Origin of the sequence: Micromonospora sp. NPDC005413, from assembly GCF_040606435.1 — a bacterium.
GTDB lineage: Bacteria > Actinomycetota > Actinomycetes > Mycobacteriales > Micromonosporaceae > Micromonospora.
Window position 1 is genome coordinate 3,504 of record NZ_JBEXEV010000015.1, and the last position, 14,612, is coordinate 18,115.

Consider the following 14,612-nt stretch of genomic DNA (forward strand, 5'->3'; position numbering starts at 1 on the left):
CCCCGCAGTCGCGAACTGAGGTGGCGTCGTGAGCGCGAGGAGTGAGCCGGTTTTGCGAGCCCCGCAGTCGCGAACTGAGGTGGCGTCGTGAGCGCGAGGAGTGAGCCGGTTTTGCGAGCCCCGCAGTCGCGAACTGAGGTGGCGTCGTGAGCGCGCAGGGGGAGGGGCGCGACCCGCAGGGGGTCGGGCGTTTCGACGTACCGCAGCAGTCGACCGCACCGGACGCGGAGCCGGCGCGGCGCAACGGACACCGACCGGCGGCTCAGGTCGCACCGACCCCGACGTCGGCCGACGAGGTCGACACCGCAGCCACCGACGAGCCCGCCGACCCGGGCGACGCGGCCGGCGCAGACGGGGGCGACCTGGTCACCGGTGGCACCGAGCCGGCGGTGCCGGACCAACCGGGGGACCACTGGGACCGCAAGGTCGCGAACGGCCTGGCGTTCCTGCGCCGGCGGCTCTCCGGCGACTACGAGGTCGACGAGTTCGGCTTCGACTCGGAGTTGACCGACGCCGTCTTCCATCCCTTGCTGCGGTTGCTCTACCGGGACTGGTTCCGCACCGAGGTCAGTGGGGTGGAGCACCTGCCCTTCGACGGGCCCGCCCTGGTGGTCGGCAACCACTCGGGGACGGTGGCGCTGGACGCGTTGATCCTCTCGGCGGCGCTGCACGACAAGCACCCCGCCCACCGCTACCTGCGGCTGCTCGGCGCCGACCTGGTCTTCCGGATGCCGGTGGTCTCCGAGATCGCCCGCAAGACCGGCGGCACGGTGGCCTGCAACCCGGACGCCGAGCGGCTGCTCGGCGGTGGCGACCTGGTCGGTGTGTTCCCCGAGGGCTTCAAGGGCGTCGGCAAGCTCTACGCCGACCGGTACAAGCTGCAACGGTTCGGGCGGGGCGGGTTCGTCTCGGCGGCGCTGCGCACCGGCACCCCGATCGTGCCGGTCGCCATCGTCGGCGGCGAGGAGATCTACCCGATGCTCGCCGACATCAAGCCCCTGGCGCGGCTGCTCAAGCTGCCATACTTCCCGGTCACGCCGACCTTCCCGTGGCTCGGGCCGCTGGGCATGGTGCCGCTGCCCAGCAAGTGGCTGATCGAGTTCTGCCCGCCGATCCCCACCGCCCATCTGACCGACTCAGCGGACGACCCGCTGGTGGTCTTCAACCTGGCCGACCAGGTGCGGGAGACCGTCCAGCAGACCCTGCACAGGCTGCTGGAGCGGCGGCCGGACCCGTTCGGCCCCTGAATCAGCCGGCGCGGCGGCGGCGCTGCAACGCCAGCCCGGCGGTGACCGCGCCGGCGACCAGCCCGGCTGCCGCCGTCGACGGTACGGCGATCCTGACCGCCCGGCGGCCGGTGCGGAAGTCCCGCACCTCCCAGCCGTGCTGGCGGGCCTGTCGCAGCAGGGTGCCGTCCGGGTTGACGGCCACCGCCCTGCCCACGGTGGAGAGCAGCGGCAGGTCGTTGGCCGAGTCGCTGTAGGCCGCGCAGCGGGTCAGGTCGAGCCCTTCCACCGCGGCGAGCTGAGTGACCGCCTCGGCCTTCGCCGGCCCGTGCATCAGGTCGCCCACCAACCGCCCGGTGTACGCCCCGTCCACCACCTCGGCCACCGTGCCGATGGCACCGGTGAGGCCGAGCCGGGCGGCGATCACCCGGCCGATCTCCACCGGGGCGGCGCTGACCAGCCAGACCCGCTGGCCGGCGTCCAGGTGACGTTGGGCGAGCTGGTGGGTGCCGGCCCAGATCCGTGGAGCCATCATCTCGTCGAAGATCTCCTCCGCGAGGCGCTCCACGTCGTCGACCCGCCAGCCCTCGACGAAGGCCAGCGCGGCCTCCTTGGCCAGGGACATGTCACCGGCGTGCTCCCGGGCCAGCAATCGGAACCGGAGCTGTTGCCAGGCGAATCGGGCCAGGTCGGCTGTCGTGAAGTAGTTCCGGGAGGCGAGCCCTCGGGCGAACCAGTAGATCGACGCACCCTGCATCATCGTGTTGTCCACGTCGAAGAACGCCGCGGCGGTCGGGTCGGGTGCGCTCACCGGGGCCAGGTCGGTCTCCGCCCAGCCTGCGGTGTGCCCCTCGGCGTCGGTGCTGACCGTCACCTTATGGCTGCTGCGCGCCACGCGACCCCCTTCCTGACCAGTACGACGAATGCCTCCAGCGAGGGTAGCCGCCGGACGCGGTCGACCGGCCGGGCACACAACGAACTGTGGCGCGGCCGGTCGGACGTGCGGTATAGGAGCGCGAGGTCAGCGAGCCCCGGGGCAGACGCTCGGGTCAGGGCCGAGGGCGTCGCTGGTGGTCGGTGCCGGTAGGCCGCAGGCGATCGCCGCGCGCAGCGCGTCCGAGCGCTCCCGGATGGTGTCCAGTAGCAGCAGCGACCGTCGGGTCCGTTCCCGGTCGACGCGGGTGCTCCCGTCGAGCAGACCGGTCACCGCCCGGTGTTGGCCCGAGACGAAGATGTTGAGCGTGTCCAGGCTGCCCGACTCGGCCCGCTGGACCGCGGCGGTCGTCAGCAGGCGAACACCCTGCCGGGTGTCGGCGTCCATGTCGTCGAGGACCGCGCTGTAGCCGATCCGGTCACCGCGGAGCTTGGCGGCCTCGTCGAGTCTGGTCCGGGCGAAGTCCAGGAAGAGCTGGCCGCGGCTGATGTCCGAGCTGGCCAGGGCGAGTTGAGCCCGTTCGGTCGAGCGCTTCATGCCGTACAGCGCGTCGCCGGGCACCGCGTCCTCGCTGGCGGCGGAGATGCCGGAGACGGCGATGGCGCCGGCGGCGATGCCGACCAGGATCGCGCCTCGGGCTCGGGCCCGCCGTGCGGTGGCCGCCGGCAGCAGCCGCCCGCGGGCGGTCGTGGTGGAACGCGTGGCGGCCGGTTCGCTGGCCGTCGGTGTGGTGCCCACCCCTTCCCGTTCGGCTGTCGCGAGCAGCATCGCCCGCAGGCCGTTACGGAAGTCGGGGGCCACCTCGACCGCCGGGGGGTCGACGCTGAGCCGCTGGCCCACTGCGACGAGCGGCGCGAGCTGCCCGTCGACCCGGGATCGCACGTGGTGTCGCCGAGCGCCGTTGGCCTCGTCGAGAAGCTGCGCGAAGCGCTCGGCGCGCCGGCGGGAGAAGAGGGTGTTGTCCACCGCAGGCACCTCCTCTCGCTGGTCACGGCCGGTCGGCCGCCGTCCTTGCCAGCGACCGGGCGGCAGTGTGACACCACGGAGGTGAGGTGCCGCCGGCGTGCCGGTCGGACCTCGGTGACCCGGGTCTGCCGGGACAACCACCGGTCGCACCCGGAGAAACGTCGCGGACCGGGCACGGGTTACGGGCCTGGCGGGGCGGAAATCACAGAAAGTGATCGTCGTCACCAGGCGGGACCGACTCTGAGCTGCACGGACGTTGATCGACGTCCATCGGTCCCGCCGGAAGAAACTACGGCTGGAAGCCGTCGGGCAGGAGTCGGGCCAGTGCGCGGACGGCCCGGTACTGGAGGGCCTTGATGGCACCCTCGTTCTTGCCCATGGCACGGGCCGTCTCGGCGACCGAGAAGCCCTGGAGGAAGCGGAGCACGATGCACTCCTGCTGCTCCGGGTTGAGCTGCTTCACGGCGGTGAGCAGCGCGACGTTGGTGATGTGCTCCACCACCGCCGCCTCCGGGCTGCCCTCCGGGCCCCGGTCCTCCCGGTCGGCGTCGAGGACGTCGCCGGTGGTGACCTCCAGCCGGTACCGGCCCGACTTGAAGTGGTCCGCGACCAGGTTGCGGGCGATCGTCACCAGCCAGGCGCCGAGGTCGCGGCCCTGCCAGGTGAAGCTGCCGATCCGCTTGAGCGCGCGCAGGAAGGTGTCCGAGGTGAGGTCCTCGGCGAGCTGGCGGTTGCCGACCCGGAAGTAGACGAACCGGAACACGGTGTCCACGTACCGGTCGTAGATCAGACCGAACGCCTCGGACTCACCGGCCTGGGCCCGCTCGATCAGCGTCCAGACCTCGGTGGCCGGGTCGGACGGGTCCGGACGGCTCGGGAAACCGGTCGGGGTGGTGGCGGTGCTGGCCGGCACTGCCGGGATCACTGCTGTTTCACCCGCCGCCGGGTCGGTGGTCACCGCCGGTGTGTCGCTGATCCGACGATTCTGTGCTGGCATGGTCGGTCGGGCCGGTACGGCGACCCGACCGCCGGCCGGCTTCGCGTTCCCGCCGGGCACCGCGGGCCGCGGCGGCGGCTCGTTGTGGTGTGGCCGGCTGCGGATTCGCTGCGCCGCGCCGTCGCCCCGCACGGCGTTGCCGTGCGGTTCGTCCAGCGGGGCGCGGGCAGCCGGCCGCTCGTTGACGTGGGCACGGGCCGTCTGACCGGTCAGGCCGACCGGGCGTTCCGCGTAACCGAAGGTGGTCACCGAGTTGCCCCCGTCCCGTTGGTTGCCCGGCGGGCCGGTCTGTGCGTCGTCGGGGCGGACCGACCGGGCTTCCGGTCGGGCAGGACGGTTGCGGGGGTTGCCGACGGGCGGCAATTCCCCTTGAGGTGCTGGTCCAATGCGCTCACAGGCACGGGGGCCTCCTCGGGCTGAGGGGTGTCGACTCACGGCAAATGGGGTGAGCCGACCCGAGTGATGATAGGGCCAACGTCACCCGCGCGTGGCAAGTCCGTTACACAAGGCGGAAGTATTTCCCGCTCCGTCGCACCAATGGCGGACCGGTTGTCCGTCGTGTGCGATTGACTTTCCGTCGGACCGCTGATCCAGGATGGAGCCCCTGGTCGGGGGCACATTGCCTGTTCGGCCGACCCACCATGCCGGGTGGCGCGCGGGCGCCGCCGAACCGTCTGTGGACGGCGTTACCCGTCCCGTCGGCAGGACCTGAACGGATGGCCGGTGCCACCCTGGACAGTCCCGTTGACGGGACTTGTACGACGCCACCGTCCGGGCGTGGGCCCGACTGTCGGGCGTGGCCTGTCGCCGCCCGCTGTGCCAGACTCGATCACCGTGCAGGACGTTTCGGTAAACCCCGCGCCGAACCTCGCCGACCGGGTCCGCCGGGCAGCCTTCGACCGCGCTGACCGGGCCGCGCTGCACTGGCGCGACCAGACGCTCAGCTGGTCCGAACTGGACGCCGCGGTGGACGCCGCCGCGCGTGGCCTGTCCGCCGCCGCGCCGCCCACCGACCCCGGCGGTACGCCACCACGCGTCGCGATCGCGCTGCCCAACACCCCCGACTTCGTGATCGCCTGGCTCGGCGCCCTGCGCGCCGGGCTGGTCGCCGTGCCGGTCAACCCCGGCTTCACCGCCCCGGAGCTGCGGCACGTGCTGGCCGACTCCGGCGCGTCGGTGCTGATCGGCACCGATCGGGTCCGGGGCCTGGTCGCCGAGGTGGCCGCCGAGTTGCCCGTGCTCACCGCCGTGCACGGCACGCCGCCGACCGCCGAGGCACCCGGACCGCCACCCCGCCCACAGCGAGGCGGAGCCGACCTGGCTGTACTGCTCTACACCTCCGGCACCGAGGGGCGGCCCAAGGGGGCGATGCTCTCGCACCAGGCGCTGCTCGCCAACCACGAGCAGGTCGAGGAGATCGAACCACCGGTGGTCGGGCCGGCGGACACTGTTCTTCTCGCGTTGCCGCTGTTCCACGCGTACGGGCTCAACTCGGGGCTCGGCGCGGTCGTCCACCATGGCGCGACCGGCGTGCTGCTCGACGAGCTGGGCACGACGGCGGGGCTGGACGAGATCGCCCGGCACCGGGTCAGCGTGCTGGTCGGCGTACCGTCGATGTTCCTGGCCTGGGCCGGTGCGGCCACGGCCCGCGCGGCGACCGCGTCGGTGCGGGTGGCGGTGTGCGGCGCGGCACCGCTGGAGCCCGCGGTCGCGGCGCGCTTCACGGAGGTCACCGGCCACCAGGCGCACATCGGGTATGGCCTCACCGAGACCGCGCCGGTGCTCACCTCCACCCTGGTCGGCGGCGTGGCCAAAGCCGGTTCGATCGGCCGGCCACTGCCCGGTGTGCGGCTACGCCTGGTCGGCGCCGACGGGGTGGACCTGTGGCGCGACGGGCTGGCCGTTCCCGACGACGACCCGGATGAACTGGACATCTCCGACGTGGCACCGGGCACCGACCCGGGGCAGATCGTCGTGCGCGGCCCCAACCTCTTCTCCGGTTACTGGCCCGACGGTCGGGGCGGCCCGGACGCGGAGGGCTGGTGGGGCACCGGCGACATCGCGTACGCCGACGAGGACGGCGACCTCTTCCTGGTCGACCGGCTCGGCGAGCTGATCCTGGTCAACGGGTTCAACGTCTATCCGCACGAGGTCGAGGTGGTGCTCACCGGGCACCCCGGGGTGGCCGAGTCGGCGGTACTGGGTGTGCCGCACCCGCGGACCGGCGAGACTGTGCGGGCGTACGTGGTGCCGGCGCAAGGGCGACCGGTGACCAGCGAGGAGCTACTCGCCCACTGCGCGCGGAACCTGGCCCGGTTCAAGTGCCCGACCGCCGTCGAGTTCGTCGACGCCCTGCCGCACTCGGCGATCGGCAAGGTACGCAAGACCCTGCTCCGGTCGGCGACGCCGACCGACGTCGACACCCGCACGGAGGTAACCGATGGCCACTGACGCCCGGCTCGCCCTGATCACCCGGCCCGGCTGCCATCTGTGCGACGACGCCAAGGCGGCGCTCGACCGGGTGGTGGCGGTCACCGGCGACAAGTGGGTCGAGTGGGACGTCACCGGCGACGAGGGGCTGGAGCGGGAGTACGGCGACCGGCTGCCGGTGGTGATGCTCGACGGCAAGGAGCACGGCTACTGGCGGGTCGAGGAGGACCGGCTGCTGCGGGACCTGACCACGCCGCAGCTCTGAGCGGTGCCTATGGTGCTCTGATGACCCCTGCGCACCCCCACCTCGTGTGGGACTGGAACGGCACCCTGCTCAACGACCTCAGCCTGGTGGTGTCCGCCACCAACGTCGTGTTCGCGAGCCTGGGCGGGCCGACGGTCACCCCCGACGAGCATCGGGTGCGGTTCCGCAGGCCGATCGCCGAGTACTACGCCGAGGTGCTCGGTCAGGCCGTGGACGACGACGAGTTCGGCCGACTGGACCGGATCTTCCACGACGCGTACCGCACCGGGTTGACCACCTGTGAGCTGGCCGCCGACGCGCGCACCGCGATGGCCGCCTGGCCGGGCAGCCAGAGCCTGCTCTCCATGTGGTTCCACGAGGAGCTGGTGCCCACCGTGCACACGTACGGGTTGACCGGCCACTTCACCCGGGTCGACGGGCTGCGGGCCACGGTCGGCGGTGGCCGCAAGGCCGAGTCGCTCCAGGTGCACCTGGCCGAGCTGGGCGTGGACGGCGCCTCGGTGGTGCTGATCGGCGACTCCATCGACGACGCGGACGCGGCGCTGGCGGTTGGCGGCCGTGCGGTGCTCTACACCGGCGGGTTCACCGACCCGGCCCGACTGCGCGCCTCCGGTCACCCGGTGGCCGACACCCTCACCGGCGCGGTCGCCCTGGCCCAGGGGATCAGTTCCGCAGATAGGTGAGGACGGCCAGCACCCGCCGGTGCTGCTCGGTGTCCGGCGGCAGGGTGAGCTTGGTGAAGATGTTGCGCACGTGCTTCTCCACCGCGCCGTCGCTGACCACGAGGGTGCGGGCGATGGCGATGTTCGAGCGCCCCTCCGCCATCAGGGCCAGCACCTCGCGCTCGCGTGGGGTCAGCTCGCTCAGCGGGTCGTCCCGGCGGCGCCGCGCGAAGAGCTGGCCGACCACCTCCGGGTCGAGCACCGTGCCGCCGGCCGCCACCCGGCGCAGGGCGTCCAGGAACTCGTCGATCGCGGCCACCCGGTCCTTGAGCAGGTAGCCGATTCCGCCGCCGGCGCCGCCGGTGGTGGCGAGCAGATCATCGGCGTACGAGACCTCGACGTACTGGGAGAGCACCAGGATCGGGGTACGCGGCACCAGCCGCCGCGCCTCCACCGCCGCCCGCAGCCCCTCGTCGGTGTGCGACGGCGGCATCCGGACGTCGACGATCGACACGTCCGGCCGGTGCTGCACCACCGCCTCGACCAGAGCGTCGCCGTCCCCGACGGCGGCCACCACCTGGTGCCCGCTCTCGGTCAGGAGCCGGACCAGCCCTTCCCGGAGCAGGACGGCGTCGTCGGCGATCACAATGCGCATGGCTGTGTTGTCTACCATGCCCGGCCCGTCACGAGGGCTCGACGGGGCGCCCGACGGCTCACAACGGAAGCTCCGCGCGGATCTCGGTGGGGCCGCCGGCCGGGCTGACCACCGCCAGTTCACCGCCGGCGGCCCGCACCCGGTCGGCGATGCCGGCCAGCCCGTGCCCCTTGGCCAGGTGCGCGCCGCCCTGTCCGTCGTCGCCCACCCGCACCTGGAGCTGGGCGCCCTGCCGGGCAACGGCCACCATGGCCTCGGTGGCCCGGCTGTGCTTGGCGACGTTGGTCAACGCCTCGGACACCACGAAGTACGCGGTGTTCTCCACCGCCGGGTCGAGCCGCCCGCCCGGGGTGCCGAGCTGCGGGTCCACCTGAAGCTCGATCGGGATCAGCCCGCGTGCGGCGATCGCGGCCAGGGCGCTGGGCAGGCCCCGGTCGACCAGAATTGGCGGGGCGATGCCCCGGGACAGCGCCCGTAGCTCGGCGAGCGTGTCCCGGGTCTGGGTGACCGCCTCGTCGATGGTCTTGCCGGCCGCCTCCGGGTCGGAGGCGAGCTGCATCCGGGCCCGGCTGAGGTCCATGGCGAGGCGGACCAGGCGTTGCTGGGGGCCGTCGTGGATGTCGCGTTCCAACCGGCGGAGCGCGGACGCCTCGGCGGACACGGCGGCTCGTTTCTGCTCTTCCAGCACGGTGATCCGGTCGCGCATCTCGGCCACTCCGGTCAGCATGGCCTTGGCGAAGCTGCCCTGGAGCAGCGCGCAGCCCCGAACCACGATCGGCAGCGTGATCAGGAAGAACACTCCGAGCGCGGTGTACAGACCGATCCGGGCGGTGGTCGAGTCACCCAGGCCGAGCAGCTGCGCCAGGTCGCTGTCACCCTCGCCGTCGGCTCGGGGCAGTGCCCAGTCGTAGGCCCAGTAGAGCGAGCCGGTGATCGCGGCGGCCCACCAGGACACGGCGACCACGAAGGTGCTCACCGCCGCGATGAGCCGCAGGATGCCGTGCGCCAGGTCGAGCCAGGACTGGGCGTCCCGCATCGGCACGAAGATCCGCCGCCAGGCGTTCGCTCCCGCCTCGGGCAGCCGGTAGTGCGGGCGAATCCGGGGCTGCCGGAGCACGGCGGGCAGTCGTAGCCGCTCGATGTCGGCCAGCCCGCGGGCGGCGTACAGGGTGCCGCTGAGGATCGGCAGGCCGATCACCGTGACCACCAGGCCGACGCCGACCGCGAGGCCGACGACGAGGACGACGAAACTGGCCACCGCCAGGGGCAGGCCGAGCAGCACGTACCCGGAGTCGACGAAGAGCTGGCGGGGGATGCTCGGTGCCAGCGTCGGTTGGTCGCTGGTGGCGGCAACGGCGGTCATGCTCAAAGGCTAGGCATCCGGGCTTCCCGTCCCCATCCCGAAGCCCTGCCTCTCCCTCGTAGTGCTGTCCCTACCACTTCCGGGACGGCCCGCGGGAGGCCCGGCGCGGGATTGGGCAGAGAAGTCGGGATTGAGTAATAATCGCCCAGGCGGTGCGGGTGGAAACCCGTCGGATCGATCTTGCGGAATGGAGGTGCTGGTGAGGTTGCGTGACGCAGCGACAAGATCGCGATTTGTGCACGTCTTCACAAGCGCCTACTCTGTGACTCCGACGCGCCCTGCTAGCACAGCCGGCAACCTCGGTCGCCAGCGGGAGTCCATAAGCGGCCGACCAGCGGAGTTGGCCGAGGATCGCACCGCACGGAGTCTCATGAGTCAGCACCGTCACCCAGGCGCGCCCGGCAGTGCCGGTGCCGTACCGGCGCTCCCGGATCTGCCCGAGGCGACCGTCGCTCGGCTCCCGGAATACCTGCGTGCGCTGCACAACCTTGCCGACGCCGGGCACGAGACGATCTCCAGTGAGGGTCTCTCCGCCGCCGTCGGGGTCAACTCCGCCAAGCTCCGCAAGGACCTCTCCCACCTCGGTTCCTACGGCACCCGGGGCGTCGGCTACGACGTCGCGCTGCTGATCGAGCAGATCGAGTATGTGCTCGGGCTCACTCAACGCCGGGCGGTCGCCCTGGTCGGCGTGGGTAATCTCGGTCACGCTCTGGCCGGCTACGACGGCTTCGCCGGCCGGGGCTTCCGGATCGCCGCACTGCTCGACGCCGATCCCTCCCGGGTGGGTGAAGAGATCAACGGCCTGGTTGTGCGACATGTCGACGAGCTTCCAGCGGTCGCCGAGGCCGAATCCATCGCGATCGGCGTGATCGCGACCCCGGCCGCCGCGGCCCAGCGGGTCGCCGATCTGCTGGTCGCGGTCGGCGTGACGAGCATCCTCAACTTCGCGCCGTGCGTACTCTCGGTTCCGGAGGGGGTCGACGTGCGCAAGGTCGACCTCGCCATCGAGCTGCAGATTCTGTCCTTCCACGAGCACCGCAAGGCGTCGCTGACCGCGCTGCCCGCCACCGGCGGGTCCGCTCTCACCGCCCTGCCGGGCGGGTTCGCGGCCACCGACACCCAGGAGGCGATCGGCACGTGAAACTGCTCGTCGTCGGCGCGTCCTACCGGACCGCCCCGGTCGCCACGCTGGAGCAGCTGGCCGTGCCCCCCGCCGACCTCACCCGCACCCTGGACCGCCTGGTCGCCCAGCCGTACGTGACCGAGGCGGTCATCGTCTCCACCTGCAACCGGGTGGAGGTCTACGCCGCCGTGTCCGGTTTCCACGGTGGGCTCGGCGACGTCTGCGCCGTACTGGCCGAGCAGGCCGGCAGCTCGCCGGCGGCTCTCGCCAGCAACCTGTACGTGCACTACGACACCGCCGCCGTGGACCATGTCTTCCGGGTCGCCACCGGTCTGGACTCGATGGTGGTCGGCGAGGCGCAGATCCTCGGCCAACTGCGTGACGCGTACCACTGGGCCACCGGCGCCGACTCGGCCGGCCGCCTCCTGCACGAGCTGATGCAGCAGGCGCTGCGGGTCGGCAAGCGGGCCCATGCCGAGACCGGCATCGACCGGGCCGGCCAGAGCGTCGTCACCGCCGCGCTGCAGCTGGCCGCCGGGCACCTCGACGGCGACCTCGTCGGCCACCCGGCCCTGGTGGTCGGTGCCGGCGCGATGGGCTCGCTCGGGGTGGCCACGCTGTCCCGGCTGGGCGCCGGGCCACTCACCGTCAGCAATCGGGGCGCCGACCGCGCCGTCCGGCTCGCCGAGTCGTACGGGGCGAGTGCCGCGCCGATGACCGAGCTGGCCGACACCCTCTCCACAGTGGACATCGTAGTGGCCGCCACCGCGTCCACCGAACCAGTCCTCACCCGAGCCGTGGTCACCACGGCGCTGGCTGGACGGGACCTGGCACGAGGCCCGCTGGTCCTCCTCGACCTGGCTGTCCCGCGCGACGTCGAGGAGGGCGTCGCCGAGCTGCCCGGCGTCGAGGTGATCGACATCGACCGGATGGCGGCGCTGCTCGCCGACGGTCCGGCGGCTGCGGACGCCGCCGCCGTCGAACGGATCGTGCTGGGCGAGGTGGAGAGCTTCCTCACCTGGCTGCGCGGCGCCGACGTGGCACCCACCGTGGCCGCGCTGCGCGGCCGGGCCGACGACGTGGTCACCGCCGAGCTGCGCCGACTGGCTCAGCGTCGCCCCGACCTCGGCGACGACCTGCGAGCCGAGGTGGCCCGCACGGTGCACCGGGTCGTGCAACGGCTGCTGCACCAACCCACCGTCAAGGTTCGCCAGTTGGCCGCGGAGCCCGGCGGCGACCAGTACGCGGCTCTGCTGCGCGAGCTGTTCGACCTCCAGGTGCCGCAGACCTCGCCGGTGGACACCGTCCCGGACGTTCTGACCCCCGACCTCGGCGCGGCGCTCGGCGGTATCGACCCGCTGTTCGGCGCCGACGCCACCGACCCGAACCCGCCCACCGGAGGTGCGCGATGACCGCCCCCCTGCGCCTCGGCACCCGGGGCAGCGCCCTGGCGATGGCCCAGTCCGGCCAGATCGCCCAGGCGTTGACCGCCGCCACCGGCCGCCCGGTCGAGCTGGTCGAGGTGGTCACCGCCGGCGACCGCTCCAGCGCGCCGGTGCACCGGCTCGGCGTCGGGGTGTTCGTCTCCGCGCTGCGCGACGCGCTGACCGCCCGGACGATCGACTTCGCGGTGCACTCCTACAAGGATCTGCCCACGGCTGAGGCCGGTGGGCTGCACATCGCGGCGGTGCCGGCCCGGCAGGACCCGCGCGACGCGCTGGTCGCCCGCGACGGCCGGACGCTCGCCGAGCTGCCGCCCGGGGCCACCGTGGGCACCGGCGCGCTGCGCCGTATCGCCCAGCTGCACGCGCTCGGCCTGCAGCTGGAGGTCACCCCGATCCGCGGCAACGTGGACAGCCGCCTGGCGCGGGTGCTCGGCCCCGAGGCCGACCTCGACGCCGTCGTCCTGGCCCGGGCCGGGCTGGCCCGGCTCGGTCGGGTCGACGTGATCACCGAGACGCTGGACCCGATGCTGATGCTGCCCGCGCCCGCACAGGGCGCGCTGGCCGTGGAGTGCCGGGTCGACGACCAGGACCTGGTCGAGCTGCTCGCGGTGCTCGACCACGCACCGTCGCACGCCGCGGTCACCGCGGAGCGCGCGTTGCTGGCAACCCTGGAGGCCGGGTGCAGCGCACCCGTCGCCGCCTACGCCATCATCGCCGAAGGCGAGCCGACCGGCTCGAACGCCGCTGGCGTTGGCGGCGATGAGATCTACCTGCGCGGGGCGGTGATCAGCCCGGACGGCACTCGTGACCTCCGGCTGTCCCGCACCGGAACGCCCGCCGACGCGGCGGAGATCGGTAAGGCACTCGCCGCCGAACTCCTCGACCTCGGCGCCGACTCGATCCTCGGCCACGAAGGACACACCGGCCCGGGGACCCAGCAATTTGGGAGCACAGAATGACCCGCACCCGTAAGCCCGTCGGCCGTATCGCGTTCGTCGGGGCTGGCCCCGGTGACCCCGGCCTGCTGACCCGTCGGGCGCACGACGCCCTGGTCGACGCCGACCAGGTGATCTACGACCGGGGAGTCCCGGAGTCGTTGCTCGCCGTCGTTCGCGCCGAAGCCAGGGACGATGCCGAGTTCACCCCGGCCGAAGGCGCGCCGGGGGACGTGGCGAAGGTGCTGATCTCCGCGGCCCGGTCCGGGTTGAACGCGGTGCACCTGGTCGCCGGCGACCCGTTCGGCCACGACTCGGTGGTCAAGGAGGTGCAGGCGGTGGCCCGCACCGCCGCCCACTTCGAGGTGGTGCCCGGCGTTGGTCAGGCCGAGGGTGTGGCCACCTACGCGGGGGTCCCGCTGCCGGGTGTGCGTACGGCCGCCGACGTCGAGGACGTCAGCGTGCTGGACTTCGAGGCGCTGGCCGCGGCCGTCGGCCGGGGTTCGCTCGCGCTCGCCGTGGACGCCGGTGACCTCGCCGCGGTCCGGGACGGGCTGCTCGCCGCCGGGGTCGACGGCACCACCGGCGTCGGTGTGACCGGCGACGGCACCGGCGAGACCCAGTACACGACCACGTCGACCGTGGACAGCTTCGTGGCCGCCGCGCTCGGCTTCACCGGCCGGGTGGTGCTCACCGTCGGTGTCGGGGTGGGTCAGCGCGACAAGCTGAGCTGGTGGGAGAACCGCCCGCTGTACGGCTGGAAGGTGCTCGTACCCCGTACCAAGGAGCAGGCCGGCGCGATGAGCGCCCGGCTCCGCGCGTACGGGGCGATCCCGTGCGAGGTGCCGACCATCGCGGTCGAGCCGCCGCGCACCCCGGCGCAGATGGAGCGGGCGGTCAAGGGCCTGGTCGACGGCCGGTACGCCTGGGTGATCTTCACGTCGGTGAACGCGGTCCGCGCGGTCTGGGAGAAGTTCGCCGAGCACGGTCTGGACGCCCGGCACTTCGGCGGCGTCAAGATCGCCTGCATCGGTGAGGCGACAGCGGACGCGGTCCGCGCGTTCGGCATCCAGCCGGAGCTGATCCCCGCCGGGGAGCAGTCCTCCGAAGGGCTGCTGGCCGAGTTCTCCCCGCACGACGAGATCCTCGACCCGGTGGGCCGGGTGCTGCTGCCGCGCGCCGACATCGCCACCGAGACGCTCGCTGCCGGGCTCACCGAGCGCGGCTGGGAGGTCGACGACGTGACCGCGTACCGGACGGTGCGGGCAGCGCCGCCGCCCGCCGAGATCCGGGACGCGATCAAGTCCGGCGGGTTCGACGCGGTGCTCTTCACCTCGTCCTCCACCGTGCGCAACCTGGTCGGCATCGCCGGGAAGCCACACGCCCGGACCGTTGTTGCCGTCATCGGGCCCAAGACGGCGGAGACCGCGACGGAGTTCGGCCTGCGGGTCGACGTCCAGCCGCCGCACGCCTCGGTGCCCGACCTGGTGGAGGCGCTCGCCGCCTACGCCGTCGAGCTGCGCGAGAAGCTGGCCGCCATGCCGGCCAAGCAGCGCCGCGGCTCGAAGGTGCAGGGGCCGACCGCCCTGCGTTTCCGGTAGTCGTTCGAGG

At 72.8% G+C, this 14,612-nt stretch carries 13 protein-coding genes; 8 read left to right on the forward strand and 5 right to left on the reverse strand.

What is annotated here, in order from left to right; genetic code table 11:
* The first annotated feature begins 362 nt into the window (after nucleotides 1–362).
* Nucleotides 363–1,247, forward strand: a complete 885-nt coding sequence (locus tag ABZS37_RS17725) for a lysophospholipid acyltransferase family protein (protein WP_355170312.1) — start codon at nucleotides 363–365, stop codon at nucleotides 1,245–1,247.
* Nucleotide 1,248: 1 nt separating this feature from the next.
* Here the strand turns inward: ABZS37_RS17725 and ABZS37_RS17730 are convergent, their stop codons facing one another.
* From ABZS37_RS17730 to ABZS37_RS17740, 3 genes are all read right to left on the reverse strand, one after another.
* Nucleotides 1,249–2,121 carry an HAD-IB family hydrolase gene (locus ABZS37_RS17730; RefSeq protein WP_355170150.1) on the reverse strand — a complete coding sequence of 291 codons (873 nt, stop codon included), beginning with the start codon at nucleotides 2,119–2,121 and terminating at the stop codon, nucleotides 1,249–1,251.
* Nucleotides 2,122–2,247: 126 nt separating this feature from the next.
* Nucleotides 2,248–3,126 carry a DUF5667 domain-containing protein gene (locus ABZS37_RS17735; protein ID WP_355170152.1) on the reverse strand — a complete coding sequence of 293 codons (879 nt, stop codon included), beginning with the start codon at nucleotides 3,124–3,126 and terminating at the stop codon, nucleotides 2,248–2,250.
* Between the two features lie 289 nt (nucleotides 3,127–3,415).
* On the reverse strand, nucleotides 3,416–4,372 hold the full coding sequence (locus ABZS37_RS17740; RefSeq protein WP_355170154.1) for an ECF subfamily RNA polymerase sigma factor, BldN family: 957 nt from the start codon (nucleotides 4,370–4,372) through the stop codon (nucleotides 3,416–3,418).
* A gap of 585 nt (nucleotides 4,373–4,957) precedes the next feature.
* Between ABZS37_RS17740 and ABZS37_RS17745 the strand changes: the two genes are divergently transcribed.
* The 3 genes from ABZS37_RS17745 to ABZS37_RS17755 are packed head-to-tail and all read left to right on the forward strand — an operon-like array spanning nucleotide 4,958 to nucleotide 7,501.
* Nucleotides 4,958–6,574, forward strand: a complete 1,617-nt coding sequence (locus tag ABZS37_RS17745) for an AMP-binding protein (RefSeq protein ID WP_355170156.1) — start codon at nucleotides 4,958–4,960, stop codon at nucleotides 6,572–6,574.
* Nucleotides 6,564–6,818, forward strand: coding sequence for a glutaredoxin family protein (locus ABZS37_RS17750; RefSeq protein WP_030329740.1), 255 nt, complete (start codon nucleotides 6,564–6,566; stop codon nucleotides 6,816–6,818). The genes ABZS37_RS17745 and ABZS37_RS17750 overlap by 11 nt, the downstream gene beginning before the upstream one ends.
* 20 nt (nucleotides 6,819–6,838) lie before the next feature.
* A complete protein-coding gene (locus ABZS37_RS17755; RefSeq protein ID WP_355170158.1) occupies nucleotides 6,839–7,501 on the forward strand; it encodes an HAD hydrolase-like protein in 663 nt (220 codons plus the stop codon).
* Here ABZS37_RS17755 and ABZS37_RS17760 read toward each other — a convergent pair.
* Both ABZS37_RS17760 and ABZS37_RS17765 read right to left on the reverse strand, forming a co-directional pair.
* On the reverse strand, nucleotides 7,482–8,135 hold the full coding sequence (locus tag ABZS37_RS17760) for a response regulator transcription factor (RefSeq protein ID WP_355170160.1): 654 nt from the start codon (nucleotides 8,133–8,135) through the stop codon (nucleotides 7,482–7,484). The two genes, ABZS37_RS17755 and ABZS37_RS17760, sit on opposite strands and share 20 nt — an antisense overlap.
* A 58-nt stretch (nucleotides 8,136–8,193) precedes the next feature.
* Nucleotides 8,194–9,498 (reverse strand): sensor histidine kinase, encoded by a 1,305-nt coding sequence (locus ABZS37_RS17765; protein WP_355170162.1) that lies wholly within the window; start codon nucleotides 9,496–9,498, stop codon nucleotides 8,194–8,196.
* Nucleotides 9,499–9,868: 370 nt separating this feature from the next.
* Between ABZS37_RS17765 and ABZS37_RS17770 the strand changes: the two genes are divergently transcribed.
* The 4 genes from ABZS37_RS17770 to ABZS37_RS17785 are packed head-to-tail and all read left to right on the forward strand — an operon-like array spanning nucleotide 9,869 to nucleotide 14,602.
* Nucleotides 9,869–10,639 (forward strand): redox-sensing transcriptional repressor Rex, encoded by a 771-nt coding sequence (locus tag ABZS37_RS17770; RefSeq protein ID WP_354996808.1) that lies wholly within the window; start codon nucleotides 9,869–9,871, stop codon nucleotides 10,637–10,639.
* Nucleotides 10,636–12,033, forward strand: coding sequence for a glutamyl-tRNA reductase (locus tag ABZS37_RS17775; protein WP_355170164.1), 1,398 nt, complete (start codon nucleotides 10,636–10,638; stop codon nucleotides 12,031–12,033). The genes ABZS37_RS17770 and ABZS37_RS17775 overlap by 4 nt, the downstream gene beginning before the upstream one ends.
* On the forward strand, nucleotides 12,030–13,025 hold the full coding sequence (gene hemC, locus ABZS37_RS17780; protein ID WP_355170166.1) for a hydroxymethylbilane synthase: 996 nt from the start codon (nucleotides 12,030–12,032) through the stop codon (nucleotides 13,023–13,025). Before ABZS37_RS17775 ends, hemC begins: the two co-directional genes overlap by 4 nt.
* On the forward strand, nucleotides 13,022–14,602 hold the full coding sequence (locus ABZS37_RS17785) for a uroporphyrinogen-III synthase (protein WP_354996805.1): 1,581 nt from the start codon (nucleotides 13,022–13,024) through the stop codon (nucleotides 14,600–14,602). The genes hemC and ABZS37_RS17785 overlap by 4 nt, the downstream gene beginning before the upstream one ends.
* The last annotated feature ends 10 nt before the right edge of the window (nucleotides 14,603–14,612 follow it).